The 25,023-nt window shown below is 56.6% G+C and carries 22 protein-coding genes and 2 tRNA genes; 14 read left to right on the top strand and 10 right to left on the bottom strand.

What is annotated here, in order from left to right; all coding sequences use genetic code 11:
* Positions 1-2: 2 nt before the first annotated feature.
* Positions 3-1,589 carry a tetratricopeptide repeat protein gene (locus ACWHYZ_RS00760; RefSeq protein ID WP_447985397.1) on the bottom strand — a complete coding sequence of 529 codons (1,587 nt, stop codon included), beginning with the start codon at positions 1,587-1,589 and terminating at the stop codon, positions 3-5.
* A 318-nt stretch (positions 1,590-1,907) separates the two neighbouring features.
* On the bottom strand, positions 1,908-2,456 hold the full coding sequence (locus tag ACWHYZ_RS00755) for a tetratricopeptide repeat protein (RefSeq protein ID WP_447985396.1): 549 nt from the start codon (positions 2,454-2,456) through the stop codon (positions 1,908-1,910).
* A gap of 238 nt (positions 2,457-2,694) precedes the next feature.
* On the opposite strand from ACWHYZ_RS00755, the gene ACWHYZ_RS00750 reads away from it, so the two are divergent.
* The gene (locus ACWHYZ_RS00750; RefSeq protein WP_447985395.1) at positions 2,695-2,928 is read left to right on the top strand and encodes a hypothetical protein; all 234 of its coding nucleotides are present in this window, start codon (positions 2,695-2,697) and stop codon (positions 2,926-2,928) included.
* 98 nt (positions 2,929-3,026) lie between these two features.
* Here ACWHYZ_RS00750 and ACWHYZ_RS00745 read toward each other — a convergent pair whose 3' ends face one another.
* Positions 3,027-3,467, bottom strand: coding sequence for a response regulator (locus ACWHYZ_RS00745; protein ID WP_447985394.1), 441 nt, complete (start codon positions 3,465-3,467; stop codon positions 3,027-3,029).
* A 174-nt stretch (positions 3,468-3,641) separates the two neighbouring features.
* On the opposite strand from ACWHYZ_RS00745, the gene ACWHYZ_RS00740 reads away from it, so the two are divergent.
* Positions 3,642-5,204 (top strand): DEAD/DEAH box helicase, encoded by a 1,563-nt coding sequence (locus ACWHYZ_RS00740; protein ID WP_447985393.1) that lies wholly within the window; start codon positions 3,642-3,644, stop codon positions 5,202-5,204.
* Positions 5,205-5,465: 261 nt separating this feature from the next.
* On the opposite strand, the gene ACWHYZ_RS00735 is transcribed toward ACWHYZ_RS00740, so the two are convergent.
* Positions 5,466-5,542, bottom strand: a tRNA-Met gene (locus ACWHYZ_RS00735).
* Positions 5,543-5,631: 89 nt separating this feature from the next.
* On the opposite strand from ACWHYZ_RS00735, the gene fmt reads away from it, so the two are divergent.
* The 5 genes from fmt (at position 5,632) to pheT (ending at position 12,315) form a co-directional block, all read left to right on the top strand.
* On the top strand, positions 5,632-6,576 hold the full coding sequence (gene fmt, locus ACWHYZ_RS00730) for a methionyl-tRNA formyltransferase (protein ID WP_447985392.1): 945 nt from the start codon (positions 5,632-5,634) through the stop codon (positions 6,574-6,576).
* Positions 6,577-6,864: 288 nt separating this feature from the next.
* Positions 6,865-8,247 carry a 16S rRNA (cytosine(967)-C(5))-methyltransferase RsmB gene (rsmB, locus tag ACWHYZ_RS00725; protein WP_447985391.1) on the top strand — a complete coding sequence of 461 codons (1,383 nt, stop codon included), beginning with the start codon at positions 6,865-6,867 and terminating at the stop codon, positions 8,245-8,247.
* A 1-nt stretch (position 8,248) separates the two neighbouring features.
* Positions 8,249-8,962, top strand: coding sequence for a ribulose-phosphate 3-epimerase (gene rpe, locus ACWHYZ_RS00720; RefSeq protein ID WP_447985390.1), 714 nt, complete (start codon positions 8,249-8,251; stop codon positions 8,960-8,962).
* A gap of 3 nt (positions 8,963-8,965) precedes the next feature.
* A complete protein-coding gene (gene pheS / locus ACWHYZ_RS00715; protein ID WP_447985389.1) occupies positions 8,966-10,537 on the top strand; it encodes a phenylalanine--tRNA ligase subunit alpha in 1,572 nt (523 codons plus the stop codon).
* Positions 10,538-10,599: 62 nt separating this feature from the next.
* A complete protein-coding gene (pheT, locus tag ACWHYZ_RS00710; RefSeq protein ID WP_447985388.1) occupies positions 10,600-12,315 on the top strand; it encodes a phenylalanine--tRNA ligase subunit beta in 1,716 nt (571 codons plus the stop codon).
* Positions 12,316-12,362: 47 nt separating this feature from the next.
* Here the strand turns inward: pheT and rplT are convergent, their stop codons facing one another.
* The 6 genes from rplT to ACWHYZ_RS00680 form a co-directional block, all read right to left on the bottom strand.
* The gene (rplT, locus tag ACWHYZ_RS00705) at positions 12,363-12,728 is read right to left on the bottom strand and encodes a 50S ribosomal protein L20 (protein WP_447985387.1); all 366 of its coding nucleotides are present in this window, start codon (positions 12,726-12,728) and stop codon (positions 12,363-12,365) included.
* A 124-nt stretch (positions 12,729-12,852) separates the two neighbouring features.
* Positions 12,853-13,053: a 50S ribosomal protein L35 gene (gene rpmI / locus ACWHYZ_RS00700; protein ID WP_447985386.1), complete on the bottom strand. Its 201-nt coding sequence runs from the start codon at positions 13,051-13,053 to the stop codon at positions 12,853-12,855.
* A 27-nt stretch (positions 13,054-13,080) separates the two neighbouring features.
* Positions 13,081-13,572 (bottom strand): translation initiation factor IF-3, encoded by a 492-nt coding sequence (gene infC / locus ACWHYZ_RS00695; protein ID WP_447985385.1) that lies wholly within the window; start codon positions 13,570-13,572, stop codon positions 13,081-13,083.
* Between the two features lie 36 nt (positions 13,573-13,608).
* Entirely contained in the window at positions 13,609-15,546 is a 1,938-nt protein-coding gene (gene thrS / locus ACWHYZ_RS00690) for a threonine--tRNA ligase (RefSeq protein ID WP_447985384.1), read from the bottom strand.
* Positions 15,547-15,681: 135 nt separating this feature from the next.
* Positions 15,682-15,756, bottom strand: a tRNA-Val gene (locus tag ACWHYZ_RS00685).
* Between the two features lie 76 nt (positions 15,757-15,832).
* Complete coding sequence (locus tag ACWHYZ_RS00680) at positions 15,833-16,408, bottom strand: helix-turn-helix domain-containing protein (RefSeq protein ID WP_447985383.1); 576 nt, start codon at positions 16,406-16,408, stop codon at positions 15,833-15,835.
* A 167-nt stretch (positions 16,409-16,575) separates the two neighbouring features.
* Here ACWHYZ_RS00680 and ACWHYZ_RS00675 point away from each other — a divergent pair, with 167 nt between their 5' ends.
* The 7 genes from ACWHYZ_RS00675 to ACWHYZ_RS00645 all read left to right on the top strand — a co-directional run bounded on the left by ACWHYZ_RS00675 (position 16,576) and on the right by ACWHYZ_RS00645 (position 24,870).
* A complete protein-coding gene (locus tag ACWHYZ_RS00675) occupies positions 16,576-17,028 on the top strand; it encodes an RrF2 family transcriptional regulator (RefSeq protein WP_447985382.1) in 453 nt (150 codons plus the stop codon).
* A gap of 20 nt (positions 17,029-17,048) precedes the next feature.
* Positions 17,049-19,538 carry a sulfurtransferase TusA family protein gene (locus tag ACWHYZ_RS00670; RefSeq protein ID WP_447985381.1) on the top strand — a complete coding sequence of 830 codons (2,490 nt, stop codon included), beginning with the start codon at positions 17,049-17,051 and terminating at the stop codon, positions 19,536-19,538.
* Between the two features lie 110 nt (positions 19,539-19,648).
* The gene (locus ACWHYZ_RS00665) at positions 19,649-20,377 is read left to right on the top strand and encodes a phosphoadenylyl-sulfate reductase (RefSeq protein WP_447985380.1); all 729 of its coding nucleotides are present in this window, start codon (positions 19,649-19,651) and stop codon (positions 20,375-20,377) included.
* Between the two features lie 102 nt (positions 20,378-20,479).
* A complete protein-coding gene (locus ACWHYZ_RS00660; RefSeq protein ID WP_447985379.1) occupies positions 20,480-20,893 on the top strand; it encodes a DsrE family protein in 414 nt (137 codons plus the stop codon).
* An 80-nt stretch (positions 20,894-20,973) separates the two neighbouring features.
* Complete coding sequence (gene trpD, locus ACWHYZ_RS00655; protein WP_447985378.1) at positions 20,974-22,041, top strand: anthranilate phosphoribosyltransferase; 1,068 nt, start codon at positions 20,974-20,976, stop codon at positions 22,039-22,041.
* Entirely contained in the window at positions 22,038-22,835 is a 798-nt protein-coding gene (gene cysD, locus ACWHYZ_RS00650) for a sulfate adenylyltransferase subunit CysD (RefSeq protein WP_447985377.1), read from the top strand. Before trpD ends, cysD begins: the two co-directional genes overlap by 4 nt.
* Before the next feature lie 190 nt (positions 22,836-23,025).
* The gene (locus ACWHYZ_RS00645) at positions 23,026-24,870 is read left to right on the top strand and encodes a GTP-binding protein (RefSeq protein WP_447985376.1); all 1,845 of its coding nucleotides are present in this window, start codon (positions 23,026-23,028) and stop codon (positions 24,868-24,870) included.
* Positions 24,871-25,023: the final 153 nt, after the last annotated feature.

Genomic DNA, 25,023 nt, shown 5'->3' with positions numbered 1-25,023 from the left:
CCTTAAAAACCGCCGCTTAATGTGAGGGAGTACACCATGCGTTCGTAATTGAAGAGTGGGACATTCGCCACATCCCGGGTGTAGCTATACTGCACGCCGAGAAAAAGCTTTTGGGTGATCGGGCGGGAAACCGCGGCCGTTACGATATAGATGTCATCGTGCCGGACTGTACGCCCACCACGCGAAAAGTTATTGGGATCTACTGAGAAGAAATTGGGATTGTCGTAATTCTGTCGATAATAGTCGAAGGTGAAATCCGGGGTCAGAGTCCACACCGGTGGCAAGCGGAGCCCGGTTGAGAATCGATGCCCTGTATAGGCCCAATCGGAATTACTCGGGGCGAAAGCGACAGACGGCGACCCTCCGCCGGTGCGATCGGTGTCGTAGATATAGCCGACACGCACCACACCGGCGTTCTCGGCAAAATGATAGAACTGCGACACTCCGATGAGCCAATTCTTGCCGTCTCTCGTGGAGTTCAGCGCGAACCGGTCGTCTTTGAAATCCTTGTTCTGGTAGCCGAGTTGCAGTTGAGTGAACCAATTGTTGCCTTCGCGAACTGAGAAGACCGGTCGCAACGCGTGCGATACGAGAAAGGGGTCGCGGCCGACCGTGACATAATCGAACAGATAATCCACTCGAGACTGAAAGCGGCCGTAGCGATGTTGCACGTAGACGGACGGCGTGTGATCTTGCACATCAAAGCCGCTCAGCGTGTGATGGAAGCTCTGGTAGAACCCGTAAGCCGTGCCTACAGTCCAATTATCCGTCTGGAGCGGCCGGTATTCACCTCGCCCCGTGAATACGGTTCGATAATCGCTTTTCTGAGAGATGCCGCTTGAGCCCCCCGGCGGCTGCACACCTAATGGCAGGATCACCACATTCGAGTCGTATTGGGGGCTCACACTGAAGGTCAGGTCCCACCGTTTTTGGCTCGCGACGGGGACGGGCATCCTCGGCTGCGTGGGATCCAACCGTCTGCGTTCGGTCCCTTGGGTGCCCTCTCGAATTTGAGTTAAGTAGACCCGAGCGGCCTGCGCGAGTTCCGAACCGGGTTCTGCGGCAACGGCGGCTTCAAACTCTGCGGCGGCCTCATCGTACCGGCCAAGACCGTACTGTGCCACGCCGCGTTGATAATGGCCTTCCGGCACGAGATCCGGGCTCAATTGGATCGCCTTGGTCAGCGGTCCATCGGCCTTGTCATACGCACCCAGACGGATGTAGGTGAGGCCCTCAAAATAATAGACCAAGGGATCATTTGGCAGTTGAATTTGCGCAGCCTTGAGATTATTCAACGCCTCCGGATACTTCTCCTGATGATATTGGGTCATCGCTAAGCCCAATTTGGCTCGCCCGGACGATGGATCCGCCTCGACGGCCGTTCTAAAGAGCGTTTCCGCATCCTGATAACGTTTTGTTCGAATCAAAGTCTGACCAAGGTAGTAACTGGCATCCGGATCGCCGGGCTTGGCATTGAGCGCTTGCCGAAAGAATGTCGCGGCATCTTCATACTGACCTTGGTTGTATTTGAGCACGCCCTTGGAAAGAGCAAGATCATATTGCTGCGGATTAACTGAGACTTGGGCCATGACCTGATCCGACCAAAGAAGACTGCACCCGAAAAAAACGCAGGTGAGCCATGGGCTCGCCTTACTCACCATTATTTTCCCTAAACATGGATCTCCCTAAATGACTCTGCTCAGTAGAGCAACATTCTTACGACGAAGGCCGACATGTCACTATCCGGAAAAGACGCTTTGAAATGTCGGGATGTGGACATGGCGCTGTCAGTGGAGTTCGTACGAGAAGGCCGGCTGAAGCGACTTTCGATGACGAGCGACTGTCATTAGGACCTTATGACGATGTAAACGCGATAACCATTACGTCCCTGCCGGCTCTGAGGCTCCTTACTTATGGACCGCGGTCCTATCATCTTGTGGGAGTGACGTAGTGGCAGAAAGGCGAGCGAGGTTCGCCTGAGCCTGCGCATTCCCTTGCACCGCCGCTTTTCGGTACCATCCCAGCGCTTCGCCTACATCACGTGGAACGCCTCGGCCTTCCTCATACATCCGACCTAAATTATTCTGGCCACCGGAGTTTCCTTGCTCGGCCGCCGATCGGTACCAGCGGATCGCTTCTCCATTGTTTTGCATGACCCCCTTACCCACCTCATAGAGCGCGCCAAGGTTGCATTGCGCCAATGAATGACCGTGCTCCGCGGCCAGTCGATACCAGCGTGCGGCCTGACGAAAGTCCTGCGGCACGGCAAGGCCTTTCGCATACAAGACGCCCAGATTAAATTCCGCTCCGGGATGGCCCTCCTGCGCTAGTGTCCAAAATTCCTGGAAGGCCATCATGTGATTGCCGCGTTGATACGCGTCCACACCGGCACGAAAATCCGCGAAAGCTGTTGAGGCCAGCCCACATACTACACAGATCGAGACGAGTATATTCATCCGCCTTTCTCCGTTGTAAGAGCGGTAACTGTATGTAGGATTTTCGAGAAAGTAAAGCCCGGCAACAACGTAACACGATGACGACATGGCCACGATGGACGGTAAGCCACGCCATGCGATAGCTTGAGTGACACCATGACCGAATCACGGCACCCGCGGCAGGGGCCTCTTTTTATTTGGACGGGAGTTGTGTACGCTGGGCCTTCGTACAGGCGGATAGTTTGTGAGGAAGAGCACCATGGCAAAACAGCAAATGCATCATCTCACACGCAAACTGTCATGGAGCGCCGAGAAACCGTCGCAGGCAGGATGGTATTGGCGGCGCGGCACCTATCGAGATCCCTCTCCCATTATCGTCGAGGTCGACGAGGCGGGATACTTCCAATGGCCGGATGGATCCTTTGATGACGTGAAAGTCACCGGAGGAGAATGGGCTGGGCCTCTCGATCCACCGGAAGACCAAAACGTCTAGGCCCCGTCTTATCTGACGACTCGCGCTGTCCAGACGGTAGACCTCGGATTCCGATTTTTCTATGAAGGTGATTGACCCATGCCAAGTCGAGTGACTACCTATGTTTGTTGCTCGACCGGGTGGATCTGTCGCCGGTGCGCAAAGACGGCGTTTTTCAGTAAGTCGATCAGGAAGTGAAGATCCAGCGGTTTGGTGATAAAGGCAAACGCTCCTGCCAAATTGGCCTGCCGTCGCAACTCTTCCTCTCCACACGCGGTACACAAAATGACAGGCGTTTGTGGTTGGATCGCCCCCAGCTTGCGCAAGAGGGTCACACCATCCATTCGGGGCATCCGAATATCGCTGAGAATGACGTCATAGTCATGTGAGTACACATGACGAAGCGCATCCTCGGGGGTGTCCGCCGTATCGATGCTCATCTGCGGCATGCGCCGCCTGATCGGCCACGGCAAGGCCGAGAGAAGCACATCGTCGTCGTCGATAATTAACATGCGCACCGTTGGCGGAGATAGATGGTGATGCGACTCGGAAAACTTCATGGTTCCTCCATACAATGGAATAGTGACTAGTGTAATGATGAGCCGGTGCGCCACAAATCAGCCAACTGGAGAGCCGACCGGGTACGACAGCCTACGTACCGGTCCCGTTCGCTTGACACCGCCGACCACTTCCGATAGACCTCCCTGCTTCTTTCACATGGCCGAAGCCGTATCATGACCCTTTCGCTGGAACCATGGAAAGCCAAACTGCGCGACTGGCAGCAACGCGCCTTCGAGCAGGTCTCCAACCATTCCAAGCCGGATTTTCTTGCCATGGCAACGCCGGGCGCCGGTAAAACCCGCCTCGCGCTTCGCATTACCCACGACGTGCTGCAGCGGAAAGCCGCCATGCGCGTCGTCGTGATCTGTCCCACCAACCATTTGCGACAACAATGGGCCCGTGCCGCCCACGAGGCAGGCATCCGTCTGGATCCGTATCTCACGAACGATCAGGCAAAGGAGAGCCGGGATTATCACGGATGTGTCGTCACCTACCAACAAGTGTGCCTCGCGCCACACGTGTATCGGCTCGCGTGTCGCCAGTCCCCGACGATGGCCATCTTTGACGAATTGCATCATGCCGGCGATGGGAAAGATTGGGGCGAAGCCCTGCGCGAAGCGTTCGCCCACGCCGTCAGGCGACTCGCGTTGTCCGGCACACCGTTTCGGACGGACAATAACCCCATCCCGTTTGTCACGTATGAGAATGAGCAAAGTGCGCCCGATTTCAGCTATGGATATCGCGAGGCGCTGGCCGAGAAGGTCTGCCGCCCCATCGTCTTTCCAACTTATGAAGGCGATCTGAGTTGGGTCTCACGGGGCAAAGAAGTCACCGCACGCTTTGCCGATTACTTGGGGCGTCGCAAACAGCAAGAAAGACTCAAGACCGCACTGATGCACGATGAATGGGTGAACTCGGTCATCAAGGACGCCGATGCCGAACTGACGAATGTGAGAAAGCAGCATGGCGCAGCCGGAGGCCTCATTATCGCGATGGATCAGGACCATGCGAGGCATCTGGCAGCACAAATCAAGGCCATGACGGGGACGCCGGCGCGCGTGGCCATTTCAGACGATCCCATGTCGACCAAAATCATCGAACGCTTTGCGAGCGGCAAGGATCGCTGGCTGATTGCCGTGAACATGGTTTCGGAAGGCGTGGATATCCCGCGGCTGCGAGTCGGTGTCTATGCGACGAATGTGCAAACGGAAATGTATTTCCGCCAAGTCGTCGGCCGGTTTGTCCGGATGCAAAGCGATCTGCCTTCGTCGCAACGCGCGTATCTCTACCTGCCTCGCGATCCTCGATTGGTCGAGTACGCCGAGGCCATCAAAGCCGAGCGTGACCACGTTCTGATCGAGCTCGCCCGCGCCGAGCCCAGAACGCTCTTCGACGTCCACGCGAATGAAGTGGAGCCGTTTATTCCGTTGCGCGGGGTGGCGTTGGCCCACGGCAGGATTGGAGATGAAGAGGAGGAAACGCCGCCTGAAGCAGGCGCCGTACAAGCTCAACCCGACACGTTGCCGCTGCATGAACGCAAAGAGCAATTACGCCAGACTCATAAAGGCTTAGTCATCCAGGTCGCCCAGCGCTCAGGCGTCGAACATCGGCGGATCAATCTTGAACTCGTGCGACGCACCGGGAGCCGGATAGAGAACGCCAGCCTCGATCAGCTCAAGCGGCGCATCAAACAATTAGAGCGATGGATCCAGCAGGGATATAGCGAACGACGATGACCTAAGGGCCGGAGACCGGGCTGCTACTGCACGTGCCGTTTAGGTAACGGACTTGAGGGGGCTGCTTTCTAGCTGCCCTCGACTCTGCAACAAACCCAGGAGCAATAGTGTGATATGACCAGCGTCCAAATCGGACTGCACAGGATTGCGGAGAAGGCGAGCTGACACAGGGTTGGAGGGGGATCAAAATACGGCGGTCTCAACAACAAAGGGGGATTGGCTATTGTATAGCCAATCCCCCTTCACACTTCTTGACATTCTTGGTTGCGGGGGAAGGATTTGAACCTTCGACCTTTGGGTTATGAGCCCAACGAGCTACCAGGCTGCTCCACCCCGCAGGCGGACTGTAACAAACGAAGGAATCCGGCGTCAAGGAAACAATGTAGTCACATTGCTTTCCATTGCCGCAGAGTGGTAAAGCGATACCATGCGCATCGTATTCATGGGCACACCGCAATTTGCCGTTCCATCATTGGAGGCCTTGCTTCACTCAGAAGACAGCGTGGTCGGTGTCGTGACGCAACCCGACAAGCCAAAGGGACGCGGACAAACGATGGCGATCTCGCCAATCAAGCAGTTGGCGGAGAAAGCCGGCGTGCCGATCTTGCAACCATTGAAGATGAAGGATCCTGCTTTTCTTGATGCACTACGGGCATGGCAACCGGACCTCATCGCCGTGACCGCTTTCGGCCGCATCCTGCCGCCCGTGATTCTTGATCTCCCCCCGAAAGGCTGCGTGAATGTCCATGGGTCACTCTTGCCGAAATATCGAGGCGCCGGCCCCATCCAGTGGGCACTCATCAATGGAGAAGCGGAGACCGGCATCACGACGATGTTGATGGACGCCGGCATGGATACCGGCGCCATGCTGTTACAAGAGCGCGTCCCGATCGATGCCGAGGACACCGCCGGCTCGCTTTCGGAAAAACTCGGGAAGGTCGGGGGTCCCCTATTAGTCGAAACGATCCGTCGGTTGAAGGCCGGCACTCTTACCCCTCGGCCTCAAGACAATAGCCAAGCCACGATGGCGCCTCTCCTCGAGAAAGAGATGGGCCAGATTGATTGGACATCAGCGGCCATCCACATCGCGAACCGGGTCCGTGGTCTTTCACCATGGCCGGGGGCCTTTACACATGCTGGCCAGGAACGCTGGACGATTTGGAAGGTACGGGCTCTGGGCGATCCCACAACGGCAGAACCAGGAACGGTCGTCGGGGTCACCAAGGAGGCGATTCAGGTGGCCACCGGCCTCGGATTGCTCGCCATCCTCGAACTCCAGCCCGCGAACAGTCGTCGAATGGCCGTCCAACACTATCTCGCCGGGCACCGGCTTACGCCAGGATTTCGCTTGCACTCCAGCCCGCAACCTTGACCCGGATTATTCATGAACACCTGCTATAGCGGCCGATCCTCTCGCCCGACGAGGCTTTTCTCGTTCACTCTCACCGACGGACCGGAAAAATCAAGGTGTCCAGATCCAGCCGGCTCACCAACTCGTCGGCGTGCACAGACGTGGCCCTCTTTGTTCATCGCGCGGTGCGCTCCGCGAGAAGTCCACCGGAAAGGGCACGTGTCGGCGCCCCCGCGATGGGCGGGTGCCATCGAGCGCTTTGGTCTCAGCCACTTTGCAACAGCATCCATCAATATCCCGGGCTGAGCCATGTCCAGGCCCGCTTCAGTGACGAATGCCCGTCTTCTTGCGTTTCGTATTCTTCAAGACACCGAACGAACCGGCGCACCGGCTGACGAGTCTGTCAATCGGGTGCTCTCGACTGCACATGTTGACCCACGCGATCGCGGGCTCACCACTGAATTAACGTACGGTGTGCTCCGCCATCGAGGCACGCTTGATTGGCGACTGGATCTCGTTTCGGACCGACCGATGGAACGACTCCCGCCGCCCATTCGAACGGCACTTCGCCTCGGGGCGTATCAACTGTTGTATCTCGACCGGATTCCCGCCTCGGCCGCAGTCAACGAATCAGTCGCCCTGGCGAAGAGTGTTCGAGGACGCGATTGGTCCGGTTTCGTCAATGCCATCTTGCGCGCCCTTCAACGTGGCCAGGCCCCTCCGTGGCCCGATCCTGCCAAGGATCCAATCAACGCGTATGCCGTTCGTTATGCCTGTCCGCAGTGGCTGGTAGAACGATGGATCGCCCGGTTCGGCCCCGCCGATGCCGAGCGGCTGTGTCATGCGACTGTAGCGATTCCACCGCTGACCCTGCGGATCAATACCCTGCGTTTCACGCGCGAGGCCGTGCAGGCACAACTGCTGAAAGCCGGAGTGGAGTCGCATCCAACTCCCGTCAGTCCGATCGGACTGATCCTGGAGAAGCAAGGCGCCATCAGAGATCTTCCTCTCTTCCATGAAGGGGCATTTTATGTCGAAGATGAGGCGGCACAATTGGTCCCGCCGTTGTTAGAGGCGCAACCAGGAGAAAGAATTCTGGATGCGTGTGCGGCACCGGGAGGCAAGGCCACACACCTCGCCGCCATCATGCAAAACCGGGGAGAGATTGTGGCGTTCGATCAGAGCGCGGCCCGTCTCCATTTATTGAAAGACAATTGCCGGCGCCTTGGCATCTCCATCGTCACACCGGTGCTAATGGATGCCGCTCGCCCTGAGGGTTCCGTGTCATCACGCGCGTCCTTCTTATCGCAACCCTTCGATCGCATTCTCGTCGACGCCCCGTGCAGCGGGTTTGGAGTGCTGCGCCGCCACCCGGAAGCCAAGTGGCACAAACAGGAAGAGCTCGTAAAACACCAGCAGGCGCGCCAGCTCGCCATTCTCGCACACGTAAGCGGTCTCTTGCGGCCCGGCGGGATCATCGTCTATAGTACCTGCTCAACTGAAATTGAAGAGAACGAGCAGGTGATCGAGCAATTCTGCTCCGATCATCCGAACTTTTCGCGGGAAGCCGTTATGCCGTGGCTACCCGCTCGCGGCCGAAACCTCGTGAACAGACACGGAGATCTTTCAACCATGCTTGCCCCTCACTCCATGGATGGCTTTTATGCCGCCCGACTCCGAAAGGCGGGGTGATATGCGCTCCGACGTTCGTATCGCACCCTCCATTCTGTCGTCGGACTTCGCTCGGCTTGCCGACGAAGTCGCACGCGTGGAGGCCGCCGGCGCCGATCTGCTCCACGTGGACGTGATGGACGGGCACTTCGTCCCTAATCTGACCATTGGTCCGCCCATCGTCGAAGCCTTGCGCAAGGTCACCCAATTGCAGCTCGACGTCCATCTCATGATGACGAATCCGGACTGCTTCATAGAGGAGTTTGCCGAAGCGGGCGCCAATTACCTGACCGTGCACGTCGAAGCCTGCCCGCACCTGCATCGGACTGTCCAGTCCATTAAGGAGCGCGGCGTCAAAGCAGGAGTCACATTAAATCCGGCCACCTCGCTCTTCACAGTGGAGGAGATTATTGGCGACGCCGACTTGTTACTGATTATGTCTGTGAATCCCGGGTTCGGCGGCCAGCAGTTTATTCCCTCTATGCTTCAGAAAATCGAACGCGCGCGGCAGCTCATCGACCGGACCGGCAGCCAGGCGGTGCTAGAAGTAGACGGCGGTGTAAAAGTTGACAATGCCGGACGAATCATCCAAGCGGGCGCGGACATCCTCGTCGCGGGATCGGCCATCTTTTGCAGTGACGATTACGGCGCAACAATCACCGCCTTGCGACAGGACGGCCATTCGGCCTCGGCCGCGAAGGGAGCGTCCCGATCGCAAACCGGTCGGCAGCGATAGGTCATGCAAGACCGCTCCGCGCTCTTCGAAAGCCTCCATCCCCTCGAGATCAAAGTCCTTTCGGCACTGGGCAGCCATCAGGCACAGTCCCAATCCCCTCTATGGGAAGAACCGCTGACATACGCGACCGCGCTTGAACCTTCTCAGATCAGCATGGCGATTGGATGGCTGCTGGCCAAATCGCTCATTCGTGTAGAAGAGGAAGTGTTTCAGACGTCCGTTTCACTCACTGATGTCGGCGAGCGGTACTTCGAAAAGCATGCGCCGATCGAGCGCATTCTCTCAGTTCTGAAGCAGGCCCAGCAGATTGAAAGGCGCGTGACGATCCAGGATATTCAAACCAGCGAAGAGCTGGAACCGACCGAGATGAGTAGCGCGATCGGGACCCTCAAAAAAGAAGGGGCTATCCGCATCGTTCCCGGTGGATTCGTGGAAGCAACCGGCGAAGCCAGCCGGACGGCAGAGTTATTGCGCACATTGCTCCAGCAATTGCACGGGAGCACGCGAGACCTCTCGACATTTTCTGAGCCCATACGCGCCCTGATCAAGCAACACGCGGTTAAACGGGGCAATGCGCGGGAGCCGTTCCGCCTCGATGAGCGGCCGGATCGCGCCTACGCGCTCACGCCGGACGGTGAAGCGATCCAAGCCTTGCTGAAAGAAGGGGTCGCCGAAGAAGTGTCTCAGCTGACGCCGGAATTATTGAAAGACGGCTCATGGCGAACCAAACGCTTCCGGAAATATTCGATCAGTCTACGACCGCCGCGCACGGCCGTTGGAAAACGACACCCGTACCGGGAATTCTTGGATCAGGTGAAGTACAAATTGGCCAGCATGGGCTTTCAGGAAATGCGTGGCTCTCTGGTCGAGACGGAATTCTGGAATATGGACAGTCTCTATATGCCTCAGTTCCACCCGGCCCGCGCGATCCACGACGTGTATTTCGTGAAAGATCCCTCGCATGCTCGGACTGCCCCGGACCCGTTTCTCGAGCGCGTGGCCGCCGCCCATGAAAACGGCGGGGATACCGGTTCTGCCGGATGGGGATATGCCTATGACCGCGAGCGGGCAAAGCGGCTGGTGCTGCGCAGCCAGGGAACAGCCGTGTCCGCGCGAACGCTGGCCTCCAAACCTCTGGTGCCCGGAAAATATTTCTCAATCGCGCGGTGCTTTCGATACGACCAGGTCGATGCGACGCATTCCCCAGATTTTTTCCAGGTCGAAGGCATCGTCATCGGGGCCGACATTAATTTCAGAATCTTGCTCGGCCTGTTGGATCTCTTCGCGAGGGAAATGGCGCAAGCGAAGGAAAGCCGTTTCCTTCCTGCGTACTTTCCTTTCACGGAACCGTCGGTGGAATTGCACGTGCGTCACCCGCGCCTGGGGTGGATGGAGCTCGGTGGCGCAGGACTATTTCGCCCGGAAGTCACCGTGCCGCTCGGGGTGAATGTGCCGGTGATCGCGTGGGGCTTGGGACTGGATCGTATGGCCATGGTCGCGTTGGGCATCCACGATATCCGCGATCTCTTTTCCGCCGATTTGGAACTGATCCGCACCACGCGCAGTCCTTTGTAAGGTGACTCGTATGCTGATGTTGTGTATCGTCTATCGTTTTTCATTGATCACTCACGGGTGATATGCCGACGATTTCGATCGATCGAAAAGATTTCCAAGCGCTGCTGGGGCCACTGCCGCACAGTGGTCAGCTCACGAACGCCCAGATTGAATCCTGGTTGCAACTGGTCAAAGGTGAACTGAAGGACCACGATCAGGAAACCGGCGAACTTCGCATCGAACTACAGGACAGCAATCGACCCGATCTGTGGTCCTGCGAAGGTATCGCGCGGCAAATCCGCACCAAGCTCGCCGGCGCGCTGCCCGGCTATTCATTTTTTCATGCGAAGAGTCGTTCGACCCGTCGTCTTACCGTATCGCCTGACCTTCATACGGTAAGGCCGTACGTGGCCGCCTGTACAGCCGTCGGCTATGAAGTGACGGCCGCCGGGTTGGCCCAGCTGATTCAAGTTCAGGAGAAGCTGGCCGACATCTTTGGCCACAAGCGACGGATCGTATCCATCGGACTCTATCGCCTGCCCACCATCGTCTTTCCCATCACCTACACCCTCGTCAAACCGGACGAGGTTCGATTCACCCCGCTTGGCTTTGATGAGAAGATGACGCCGCGAGAGATTCTCGCCGTGCACCCGAAAGGATTGGAATATGCTTCGATCCTAACCGGACACGATCGTGTTCCCTTGTTGCTGGATACGGAAGGGCAGGTCCTTTCGTTGCCCCCCATTGTTAACAGCCGGGAAATCGGTGAAGTCCGCGTGGGCGATCGGGAGCTGTTGGTCGAAGTGACGGGAACGGACCTTCGGATGGTCCTATTGACGTTGAATATTATGGCGGTGAACTTGGCCGACCGCGGCGCGGCCATCGATGTCGTGGAGATCGTGTACCCTTACGAGACGGAGTTCGGCAAGACGATTCGAACGCCTCACAACTTCGGCAAGCCGCACACGCTTCCCATGAGGTCAATCGAATCTGCCTTGGGACAAAGACTCGACGCGGAGGAGATTCGCACGACCCTGGTGTCGTATGGCTATGAGACGACCGTCTCACGAGATAACGTCTCGGTTACCCTCCCCCCCTATCGCAATGATGTGATGCATCCGGTGGATGTGGCCGAGGATGTGGCCATCAGCCGAGGCTATGGCTCGTTTGCGCCGATCATGCCGTCGGAGTTCACCGTCGGCGGACTCTCGCGGCTGGAACAGGTGTCCGATCGCATGCGTGATTTGATGGTGGGGTTCGGGTTTCAGGAAATGATGTCGAATCTCCTGTCATCGCGGGTGGAATTGGTCGATCGTATGCGACTGTCCGGCACGCCGTGGGGGCAAGTCGTCGAGGTCGATAATGCGATGGCGCAGACCTATAGCACGCTGAGGCAATCCATCATCCCGTCTCTCTTGCGTGTTGAATCGACCTCGACTCGAAGCTTCTATCCGCATCGTCTTTTCGAAGTCGGAGAAGTCGCGATCCCGAACGCCACCCATGACCTCGGCTCGCGGACGGTGCTCTCACTTGGCGCGGTGATCGCTCATGCCGCAGCCAATTTTTCAGAAATCCACTCGACGCTGGACCTGCTGTTGTATTACTTGAGCACGCCGTACACACTGGAGGCTGTCAGCCATCCGTCTTTTTTGGACGGGCGTGCCGGACAGATCTTCGTGGATAGCCGGCCCATCGGCGTGATCGGAGAACTGCATCCCGAAGTGCTGGAGCAGTGGCAGGTAACGATGCCCACGGTGGCATTTGAACTTACAATCGACAGTCTTATCGAGGGAAAATGAGCGGGTATCCTGTCATTCGACCTAGGTCGAATGACAGGAAATGAAATCTAGCCTGCGACGGGCACAAACTCCTTGGCCATCTGCGCCAGCTTCTGAAAGCCACCCGGATCCTTGATCGCCATATCGGACAATACCTTTCGATCAAGCCCGATATTCGATTTCTTCAGGGCGTTCATAAAGCGACTATAGGTCAATCCATGAGCTCGAACAGCGGCATTGATGCGCGCCACCCACAAGTTTCTAAAATTCCGTTTCCGCTTTTTTCGTTCAACATAGGCATACTGCTGGCCCTTGTCGACCGACTCAGTCGCGGTTCGAAACAGCCGGCTCTTTCCTCCATACTGACCCTTTGCTAATTTCAGCCGCTTTTTCCGTCGCTGTCTGGTCTTGGGACCACCTTTTACGCGTGGCATGGCAACCTTCCTTCCCTTAGTTCCTTAGTTCCTGTCTCTCCCACTGCTTTTGATACGGCGCTAGGCGTTCAATGCAAAAGTCAAAACGAAGACACATTTTGAACTTTGCATTTTGAATGACTTCTTACGCACCGTACGGCAACATTCGGCTGAGGGCATCGGTAAACCCGCTCTCGACGACGGCCGAACCTTTCAGCCGCCGCTTGCGATCGCGAGCCTTGCTGGTCAGGATATGGCGTCGGCCGGCTTTCTTTCTCATCAGCTTGCCACTTCCTGTGCGCTTGAATCGTTTGCTTGCGCCCTTATGAGTTTTTAATTTCGGCATAGTGCTCCTTTTCCTATTCTTGCAACGTCAGTTTTTCGGCGCGACAATCATGATCAGGCTTCGGCCTTCCATGCGCGGCTGGTACTCGATCGTCCCGGCTTCCAGGACCTGTTCCATCACCGACGTCATGACCGCCCGCCCTAATTCTTGGTTGGCCATCTCGCGCCCGCGGAAAGTCACTGTCACCTTTGTCTTATTCCCTTCCGCGAGAAACTCCTTGATCTGTCTCACCTTGATCTCGAGATCGTGCTTGTCGGTGCGTGGCCGCAGCTTAATCTCCTTCACCTGCGTAGACTTTTGATGGCGTCGACTCTGATGGTCCTTTTTGCTGAGCTCATACTTGTACTTGCCATAATCCATAATCCGGCACACCGGCGGCTGCGAGGTCGGCGCGACCTCAACGAGATCGTACCCCATCTCTTGCGCCTTCCGGAATGCATCGGGAGTAGGAAGAATCCCTAACTGTTCTCCTTCAGGGCCGATGGCACGCACTTCGCGAACTCGGATTTCCCGATTCACCCTCAGCTTAGGAACGATACGGCACCTCCTCGGTTATCAGTGAACAGTGGGGATCGCCTTCGCAATGTCATCCCGGATCAGATCGATGACGCCGGGCACGGAGAGGGTGCCCAGATTAGCACCGCTTCGGCCTCGCACAGCCACAGTGCCCGCTTCCATCTCACGCTCTCCCACGACCAGCATGTACGGGATCTTGGCCTTTTCCGCCTCGCGAATCTTCAATCCGATCTTCTCATTTCGAGCGTCGGCCTCGGCCCGGTACCCGACCGCGTGTAGCTGGCCGACGACTGCCTCGGCATACTGACGCTGTTTGTCGGTAATGGGCAATACGCGCACTTGCACCGGAGCCAGCCATGTCGGGAAAGCCCCTGCATAATGCTCCACTAGAATGCCGAAAAATCGCTCGATGGACCCTAAGAGGGCGCGATGAATCATAATGGGCTGATGCGCTTTGCCGTCTTCGCCGGTATACGCCAATTCGAATCGTTCCGGATTGTTAAAATCCACCTGCACAGTAGAGCATTGCCACGCTCGCCCCAGGACATCCTTGATCTTGATATCGATCTTCGGACCATAGAAGACGCCTTCGCCTGGATCGATCTCATAGGCGACCCCGCGATTCTTCAGTGCCGCCTCAAGAGCATTCGTCGCCTGCGTCCAGCGCTCTTCCGACCCGACGGCTTTTTCAGGACGCGTGGACAGATAGACCTCAAAGTCCGAGAATCCAAACGTCTTCATCATGAAAAATGTGAAGTCCAGCACATGGCTCACTTCAGATTCGATCTGATCGGGACGGCAAAAGAGATGCGCATCGTCCTGCGTGAACCCGCGCACGCGCAACAGCCCATGCAACACACCCGTTCGCTCATACCGATACACTGTCCCCAATTCGCCATAGCGAATGGGAAGATCCCGATAGCTGCGCATGTGGGACTTATAAATCATGATGTGGAAGGGACAATTCATCGGCTTGAGCTGATACTCGCTGGCCTCCACCTTCATCGGCACAAACATATTCTCGCGGTAGTAATCGACATGGCCGCTGGTCTTCCAGAGATCGAGCCGGGCGACATGCGGCGAATATACCAATTGATACCCGTGCTGGAGATGCTGTTCCCGCCAGAAATTTTCAATCAGCACACGCACGAGCGCGCCTTTAGGGTGCCAGAGGACAAGCCCAGGGCCGATATCATCCTGGATCGAGATGAGATCCAACTCCTTCCCGAGCTTTCGGTGATCTCGCCGTTTGATCTCTTCGAGTTTGGCGAGGTAGGCGTCGAGTTCGTTCTTGGTTGGAAAGGACGTACCGTAAATACGCTGCAGCATGGGGTTGCGCTCATCACCACGCCAGTATGCGCCCCCCGTTGACAGCAACTTGAACGCCCCCACCCGTCCCGTGCTCGGCAGATGGGGCCCTCGGCAGAGATCGACAAAGCCTCCGCCTTGCTCATAGAGAGAGACGGTCTGATCTTGAAATCCTTGGATGATCTCGACCTTATACTGCTCGCCCTGATCACGGAAAAACTTCATGCCTTCTTCGCGAGGCATTTCCCTTCGCTTGAACGGGCGATCCGCCTTGATGATCTCTTGTGCGCGTGCTTCAATCTTTTCGAGATCCTCGGGCGTGAACGGGCGTTCGAATGCGAAATCGTAATAAAATGTATCTTCGAGTGCCGGACCGATCGTTAGCTGCGCAGACGGGAAGACCTCTTTCACTGCCTGCGCCATAATGTGAGTGCTGCTGTGTCGATAGACTTCTTTCCCCTCCGGAGAAGCAAATGTGATCGGCTCGACGACGGCGTCGTCTTGTAAGGCGGTCGCAAGATCGACCAACGTCCCGTTCACCTTTGCCGCCAGAATGTCTGAACCTTTCTTGTCGTCCTTTAAAAAGTCCGCGACGCTGCTGCCCGCAGGAACGCTTCGCTGACTGCCGTCGGGCAACGTAATCGTGATCTGATGAGAACCGATTGCCATCGTATCGCCGATCGTCTACGTCAATGATTAGTCAATCCGTGGCGTGTGATAATGTCCACGGAGTCTCTTCGCCGCGCTTCCCACAGGAAAAGTATGGCATCAACCGCGCTAGGCGGTTCGATACGCTAGGCGGGATGGTAGGCGCGGACGGTCTTGAACCGTCGACCTCTACCGTGTCAAGGTAGCGCTCTCCCCCTGAGCTACGCGCCTAAAAATATAACCGCCATGCTAATATAGCGGCTCCTGCACTGTCAAGAATTTCAGATGACTAGGAGTCCGACATGCTTCAGGTCTTGGATGGTTTTTCGCGTTTGACAGGGATGCGGAGCTCGCCGATTTTTTTCCGGAGCGTGTTGCGATTCATGCCGAGTAAATGCGCGGCCTGAATTTGATTCCCGTTCGTTTCTTTGAGTGCAAAGATAATCAGCGGCCGCTCCACGGCGGAAATGAGCATCGGGTGAAGATTCCGGCCTGAGGTGCTCTTCATCCCCCGAACAAACTCCCCAAGCTTGGATTCCAAATAGCTTTCAAGGCATAACGTATCGGCCCCCTCGTACGCTCGCCCATTGATAGTTTTCATTCCTTTGAGGAATTCACAGGCCCGCCTGAGCATATCCCGAGGGGCGGCGACAATGACGGCTTGGGGCGAATCCACGGCTCGTTGAATGCTGCTCCAGTCCGTCACGGCGCCTCGCTTGGCATCAATCAATACCGCATCGAACGGACGCTTAGCGCGAGGAAGGGACTCACAATCCTTCGCCACCGTCCACGTGGCCTCTTTGAGTTCACGTTTAAGTTGTGTCGGAAGATCGTGGTCGTGTGTCAGAACTAGGACACTGAGTGGCGATGGCCGAGTTGTCATGAAGGCACCACGAAGAAGAGGCGGGATTATCTACCAACGCTCGTACCATGTCAATTGGACGTGGAAGGGAAATAAAAGACGACAAAAGCCAATTCTGCTTGACAATCCCGACAAATATTTTGTATTTAATGATGGAGACGTCATTATTCCTATCGGAATAGTCATAAATGCGGGTTTCTCTCAAGGCAACCTACGGAATTATGGCTTCAATCGATCTGGCCATTCATAACGGCAGTGTCCCAGTACAATCCAAGGCCATTGCACGTCGACAGGCCATCCCCGTTCGATTTCTCGAGCAAGTGCTCCATGCTATGAAACACGCGGGCTTGGTCGACAGTGTACGGGGCGCGCAAGGGGGGTACGTCTTGACGAAAGTGCCATCGGAGATTTCTTTGGCGGAAATCGTTGAAGCCTTGGATGGACCGCTGACGATGCCAAAGCAGCCCAAGCTCTCGCACCGTCGCGGGGCTGTGCGCACGGCCTTTGACCCACTGCTCTCCGACATTTGGGCACGCGTTCGCCAAGCCGAACTGGGCGTACTTTCTGCGGTGACCCTGAAAGACTTGGTCGACCGGCATCAACAATTCGATCAGGAGCGGGCCCTGATGTATCACATCTGACCCGACATTACGGAGATATTATGGCTGCTCCTAACACCACATACGACATCCGCACGACACCCATTCCCCCTGCGATTCTCGAAGAGATCGAAACTTTCGAAGGTGAAGTGCAGCGGCTGGCTGCCGGGGACGTATCGAACGATATCTTTAAGCCGTTCCGATTACAGTACGGAATCTATGGGCAGCGGCAACCAGGCGTCCAAATGGTGCGCATCAAGATTCCCTTCGGCGGCCTGACCGCCAACCAATTACGACGTATCGCAGAGATTGCCGATCACTATACGACCGGCGTCGGTCATGTCACGACCCGGCAAGACATCCAACTGCACTTTGCCATGCTGCATGATGTCCCAACAATCATGCGCAAGCTGGCTGAAGTTGGGCTCACCACCCGTGAAGCGTGCGCTAATACCGTGCGCAATGTCACCGCCTGCCACCTGGCCGGCGTGTGTCAAGGCGAAGTGTTTGACGTCACGCCGTACGCCAAGACCGTCGCCCTCCATCTGCTTCGCAATCCGCTGAATCAGAGCTTGCCACGCAAGTTCAAAATTGCCTTCTCGGGTTGCCGCCATGACTGTGCCCTGACCCCTATCCATGACATCGGACTCCTGGCCGCCAAACGGCACGACGGCACCATCGGTTTTCGCATGGCGGTCGGCGGCGGTCTTGGCTCCACGCCGCGGATCGCGCAGGTTCTCCGCGAATTTGCTCCGATGGACGAATTGATTCCCAGCATCGAAGCCGTCATCAAAGTATTCGACACGTTGGGGAACCGCAAGAACCGCAACAAGGCACGGATGAAATTCGTCATCGATAAATTAGGCTTCGATGAGTTCAAGCGCCGCTGGGAAGACGCCTATGTGGCCATGGGCCATGCCCGCCCGGACAATGGCCCGATTCGCCTGCTGGAACATCGGGATGAGCCGGTGCCGCTCATCATGCCGACATCCAGCAAGAGTGTGCCTGCCAATGGTCATCAAAATGGGAACGGCAACGGATCCCATCCGGAATCGCCATATCATGCCTGGAAACGGACCAATACCATCACACAACGTCAACCGGGCTATGCTGCCGCCATTATCAAGCTGCAGATGGGCGACATCACGTCGGTTCAGATGAATGCGCTCGCGGACTTGGCTGACACCTATTCCAACGGCAATCTAAGGACGACGATCAATCAGAACATCATTCTGCGTTGGGTCCCCGAGACGCGGCTCGAAGCCTTGTATACCGATTTGGCGACCCATGGCCTCGCCGCTCCGGGGGCGGAGTTGGTTGAGGACATTATTGCCTGCCCCGGCACCGATACGTGCGGCTTGGGTATTACCTCATCCAAAGGACTGGCCCGCGCCATGGCCGAAGTCTTTCCTCCCGGCCGGGTCCCCGAAGACTTAGCGGGAACCAGCGTCAAGATCAGCGGCTGCCACAACTCGTGCGCGCAGCACCACATTGCCACGATCGGACTGCATGGCGTCGGCAAGCGATTTGCCGAGCACGTTGCCCCGCACTACGAACTGCACCTTGGCGGACAGGTGAACGGAACCGCCAAAATCGGCCAGATGACCGTGAAGTTGCCGGCAAAGAACGTCCCAGCCGCAGTCTCGCATTTGGTAGATCTTTTTCGTCGCGAGCGACAGTCGGGCGAAACCTTTCCCGCCTTCCTCGCGCGAAGCGGGAAGGCCAAGCTGAAAGAAGAACTCATTCCGTACACGATTGTCCCGCCGTTCGAAGATGACCCCTCGTATTACTATGACTGGGAAGGTGAAGACGAATTTGTGATGGAAGATCTCGGCCCGGGTGAATGCGCGGGCGGCGCCCTGGAAATGATCGACAATCGCATTCTAGAAGCCGAACAAGAACTGTATCAGGGTCGTCTTCTGTTGGAAAAGCACCAATACCCCGTCTCGGTGAACAAAGCCTATCGAGCGGTCCTGGCGGCGGTCAAAGCTCTCTTGGTCACCGAAGGCATGGACCCATCCACCGATTCCGAAACGCTGTCTGAATTCGAACGCCGCTTCGCGGGCCGAAACGTCGTCCCTGCTTCCTATGGCAATCTGGCGGCGCAAGTCGACGACCTCGGCCCCAAAGATACGACGCCCGAATTTGCGCGGGCAAAGATGGAGTTCGCACGTGGGTTTGTCGAAGCCTGCAAGGCCGCGACGGAGCGAATCGGCAAAGACCTCAAGCTCAAGGCGGATGATGAGCCATCGGAAACCACCCGCTCGAGCTCAGCGTCTCCAGGGGTCAAGATCCAGTCGGCTCCCGCAACAGCGGCGGCGCCGGTCTACGATCTTCGAGGCGTCGCGTGCCCCCTGAACTATGTCAAGACCAAGCTTAAACTGGAAATGATGGATGCCGGAGAGCGGCTGGAAGTCTGGCTGGATGCCGGAGAGCCGATCAAAAATGTGCCCATGAGCCTTCGCAACGACGGTCACAAGATTGTGATTCAAGAACCGTTGGAGCCGGAGGCGGCACACTTTAAGATCCTTGTAGAAAAAGTCGAAGGATGAGGACAGGATGCACAGCGGAGCCTTTGTGCTCACGCACCGGGCACTTTTGGAAAGTAATTCGGTGGACGCGCCGTGACAGGCTTCCCTTTGCACCCTGCTAGATTGGGAAAATGGGGAAAGAAAGAGTGAGTGAAGCGAAAACACGACCCTCCGACGAGTCGCTCAAAGCCTTGAGCGATGCTTTTGAAACGCGGCAGCCATGGGACGTGTTGGCATACGCCCTTGATCAGTATTCACCTAACATTATTCTGGCGTGCAGTTTCGGAGCGGAGGATGTCGCCCTGGTCGATATGATACATAAGATCAATCCACGGACGCCGCTCTTTTATCTGGATACTGACTTTCTCTTTTCCGAAACCTATGCGGTACGGGATCGGATCATAGAGAAGTATGGGTTGCTGCCCTCGCAAGTGATCCAGGTCAAATCTTTACTGACACCCGAGGGCCAGGCTACACAATATGGAGACGCCCTTTGGTTGCGGGACCCCGACCAATGTTGCAATGTGCGCAAGGTGCAGCCGTTGACACGAATCCTCGGTCGCTATTCGGCCTGGGTCACGGGCATACGGCGCGATCAAGGGCCGAACAGGGCGAACGCGGGTTTGGTCGAATGGGATCACAAATTTGCATTGGTGAAATTCAATCCACTGGCGAAGTGGAGTTCCGAGGACGTCTGGACCTACATTCGAGTCCATGAAGTGCCATATAATGCCCTCCACGATCGCAATTATCCCAGCATCGGCTGTACGCATTGCACCGCTCCGGTGCGTCCCGGAGAAGATGCACGCTCGGGCCGGTGGAAGAATTTCGGCAAGACGGAGTGTGGATTACATAAATGACAATCTGCCTTTAGCCATCATGATCGTCATCACGTGTGAACGTGCCTGACTAACCCAGTGAACCTGACGGCAAAATTCCGGGACGGACGGAGCATTCAATCTATGAAACAGTTAGTGATGATCATCACGCGGGGTACATATAACAACATCCTGCAGGCCTGTCAGCTCGCCGGCATTGCGGTCGAATCCGGCGCACGGGTCAGTATTCTGTTTAGGGATGAAGCGGTCGCACGCTTGACCGTTGAGAAAGTACAAGAGCTGACGTTTACCGAAGCCTACCGTGGGCGGGAAGTCAAAGTTCGGAATCTGTGGAAAGATCGCAAGCTGCACGACCTGCCCTTACTCTTGCGTGAGATCAAGGAGAAGGGCGATGCCAAGTTTTCGGTCTGCCGTGATTCCATCGAGTATTTCGACATCCCGGTTGAGAAATTAATTCCAGAATTGGACGAAGTCCAGCGTGTCGAAGCCTTCTGGAAAGAAGCGGTGACCCACGCCGATGAAGTCCTGACGTTCTAAGAGGAATGTGCTGATTTACTGATCTAGCGATCTGCTCATCCCAGCCACTCGATCCTAAATCACCACATAGCGATGATCATATGGCTTCTACAATGCAAGATCTTATTTCCAAAACCGGCAAGGGTGCGAAAGCCTCAAAGGATTTAACGTGGGATGAGGCGAAACAGGCGATGCGCCAGCTCATCGAAGGACAGGCGACGCCGGTGCAAATCGGCGCATTTATTCTGGCCATGCGCGTCAAGATGGAATCAGTCTCGGAACTCGCGGCGTTTACATCGGCTGCCCGTGAATACAAACCGCCGCTCCGCATTGCGACACGGAAACCTTTGATTGACGTGTCCAGCTATGCCGGCAAGAAAGACACGTTTCACGCCTTGGCGGGCGCGGCGATTATCGCGGCGGCAGCAGGCGTCGCAGTGCTCATACACGGACACGAAGGGATTCCGGAACGACTGAGCATGGCATCCATATTGGCGGCCCTCGGCATCCCCAGTGACTTGCCTCCCCAGCAGGTCACAGAGGACGTGGCGTCAAAAGGATTCGCCTACCTCGATATTGCACTTTATCATCCGCCTCTGGCCAATTTCTTACGGCTGCGCCAGGAACTCGGCGTGCGAAGCTTTTTTCATCCGGTCGCTAAGATGCTGAACCCGGCGCGGGCACCGGTACAAATCATTGGCGTGACGCATCCCCCCTATTTCGAGAAAACGGCCGAAGCGCTCAACATGTTGGGCAGCAGACGGGTGCTGGTCATGCGCGGAGTCGAGGGCGATCCCGAACTTTCGATCGCCTCGGCCACTCGACTCCTGGACGTCAAAGAGGAGCGGATCATGCCCTTGACGCTCCAGCCTCGTGACATCGGCTTACCGATCGGCACGTTTCGGGAGATGGCCGCATTTCCTCCAGGGCAAACCGCGCAGGAAGCCACCTTGCTTCGGCGTATCCTGACAAACGAATTTCGCGGCGTGCAACGCGATTGGATCGTGCAAAATGCCGCGCTGCTGCTCTATGCAGCCGGCATGACCCCGTCCATTTCCGCGGCCGTGCCGACCGCTCAACAGATGATTGACTCAGGCGCGGCGGCGAGGAAGTTGGCCGAGCTAACCAAGTTCTCTCCGAGCGCCAATGACAAGGAGTCCGCGGCGTGAAGCATCTTCGGCAGCTGGAAGACCAGAGTGTCTATATCCTTCGTGAGGCCTACAAACACTTCGATCACCTCGCCATGCTGTGGTCGATGGGCAAGGATTCCACCGTCCTGCTGTGGCTGGCACGGAAGGCATTCTTCGGTCACGTCCCATTTCCTTTGCTGCACGTGGATACGAGTTACAAAATTCCCGCCATGATTGAATATCGTGACCGGATCGCGCGAGAGTGGCGGTTGAATCTCGTGGTCGGGCAAAACAAAGAGGCCCTGGCCGGGGGGATGAATCCATCCATGGGGCGCGTCACCTGTTGCACCGCCCTGAAGACGCAGGGCCTCAAGAATTTGATCGAAGACAAAGGCTATACGGGAATCATCCTCGGCGTCCGTGCAGACGAAGAAGGCACGCGCGCAAAAGAGCGCTATTTTTCTCCCCGGGATAAGCATGGCGATTGGGATTTTCGCGACCAACCACCGGAGTTGTGGGATCAGTTTAAAACGACGTTCCCACAGGGCACGCATATTCGCGTTCATCCGCTGCTGGACTGGACCGAGATCAACATTTGGGAATACATCAAATTCGAAAATATCCCTTTTATTGATCTCTATCTGGATAAGGGCGAGGGCACCCGGTATCGAAGCCTCGGCTGTGCGCCGTGTACGTTTCCCATCAAATCGACCGCGAAGACCGTCGACGATATCATTGACGAGCTACGCCATACGACTGTCGCGGAACGGGCGGGCCGCGCGCAGGATGAGGGGAGAGGGATGGAGCTGCTCCGCAAAGACGGCTACATGTGAACAGGATGCTGAAAAAGGCGCCCAACTTCGTTCTCGTCTCTCAACAATCCTCAACGTACCCCACAGGGTACGCCTCCGGTTGCTTTTCGCCTGCGGCCTCGCTCGGGAAGGGGCGCGTCTTGGCGCGCCTGGGGCGGGTGGGTGTAATGAATGACCTTTTTGAGCATGCTGCGATAAACGGAATGTGAGCATGGAAACAATTCAGACCAAGTCATCGGAGACGATGAACATTGTGATCGTCGGGCACGTCGATCATGGAAAGTCCACCTTGTTGGGCCGGCTCTATGCCGATTCCGGGTCGTTACCGGACGGAAAATTAGAAAAGGTGCAGGCCATTTGCCGTCAGCAAGGGAAAGAGTTCGAATATGCGTTCCTATTCGACGCGTTTCTTGAAGAGCAGGAACAAGGCATAACGATTGATACGGCTCGAACGTTTTTTATGTGGAATGGGCGGCAATACATCATCATCGATGCGCCGGGGCACAAGGAGTTTCTGAAGAACATGGTTTCGGGTGCCGCGCGGGCCGAGGCCGCCTTATTGCTTATTGACGCGCTCGAAGGCGTCAAGGAGCAATCCAAAAAACACGGCTATCTGCTCTCAATGTTGGGAGTCAAGCAGGTCGCCGTCGTGGTCAATAAGATGGACCTGGTCGGTTACCGGCAGGATGTGTTCGACGGAATCGAAAAGGAATATCGAGAGTTTCTCGGCCAATTCAAGGTCTCGCCGGAATGTATCATCCCGGTGAGCGCCAAGCTGGGCGACAATATTGTCACGCGCAGCACGCAGATGCCTTGGTATCAAGGGTCGACAGTCTTAGATACGCTGGGTCAGTTCAAGAAGGAATCCGTACGAGCGGAACTCTCCCTGCGGTTTCCGGTTCAGGACGTGTACAAATTCGACGCACGACGAATCATCGCCGGACGCATTGCGGCCGGCCGGTTGAAAGTAGGCGATCGTCTCGTCTTTTCCCCCTCCAACAAGAGCGCGAACGTCAAAACCATCGAAGCGTTCAACATCGAACCGTCGCCCATCGAGGCACACGCAGGGCAGTCGGTCGGTGTCACACTGGACGAGCAAATCTTTGTCGAGCGGGGTGAAATTGCCTCTCGTCAGGACGATATCCCCCTCGTCTCAACCGCCTTTCGCGCGAACATATTTTGGCTTGGTCGCCGTCCACTGGAACGCAGGAAAAAGTATCTGCTGCGCCTCGGCACGCGGGAAGTGGGATGCGAGATCGCAGCCATTCACAGAATTGTCGATACGGCCGCCCTCGATCATCTCCAGGGAGGCGAAGCCGTGGAGAAAAATCAGGTCGCCGAACTGACCGTGCGCGCGAAGGCGCCGATTGCCTTCGATCTATCACATACATTTGAAACCACCGGCCGGTTCGTCATCGTCGATGACTACGATATCGCCGGGGGAGGCATCATCACGGAACTCGTCCATGATGAACAGGAAATGTTGCGGGATGAGGCCCGTCGGCGAGATTTCGCGTGGATCAAGGGTGAGGTGGGCGCGGAAGCGCGTGCCCGGCATTACGGCCATCGATCTGCGATTATTTTGTTTACCGGGGGCCGGCACACCGGGAAATCGTTCTTAGCGCGTAAGCTAGAGGCCATGCTTGTCGCCGAGGGCCGTCATGCCTATCTGCTCGATGCTGAGAATCTCCGTCGCGGGCTCGACGCTGATCTCTCGGAAACCGATACGGCTCATGCCCACGAAATGGTCCGCCGATACGGCGAAGTCGCGCACTTGCTGGTCGACACGGGACTGATTCTCATTTCGACCACCAATCCCTTTGCGCTACCCGGCCATCAGGCTGCGCAGTCCATCCGGACGCTGGTACACCCGACTCCCGTCATCGCGGTGCACATGACCAAGGCAGCCGAAGAGGCGCCACCCAACACGGACCTCCATTTCGCCGGCCCGAAAAACTTCGATGAGGCCGCCCAACAGATTATCGAAGAACTGAAACGCAAAGGCGTGCTGGCTCGAGCGATCGGCGCCAAACCCACCTTTCAGTATTCAATCTAAACAATGGACGAGACGGGCTGTTCAAAAAACCGTCCGGCAAGGCCGCAGGAAGCGAAGCCCGCTCAACGTACCCTCTGTGGTACGTTGAGCGGGACGCGCGACCGGGAACGCCGCTGGGCGGCTTTTTCAGCAACCTGTTGGTTTGACTCGCTT

It is taken from the genome of Nitrospira sp. Nam74 (assembly GCF_965152615.1).
This window is presented reverse-complemented; position numbering and strand designations above follow the sequence as displayed.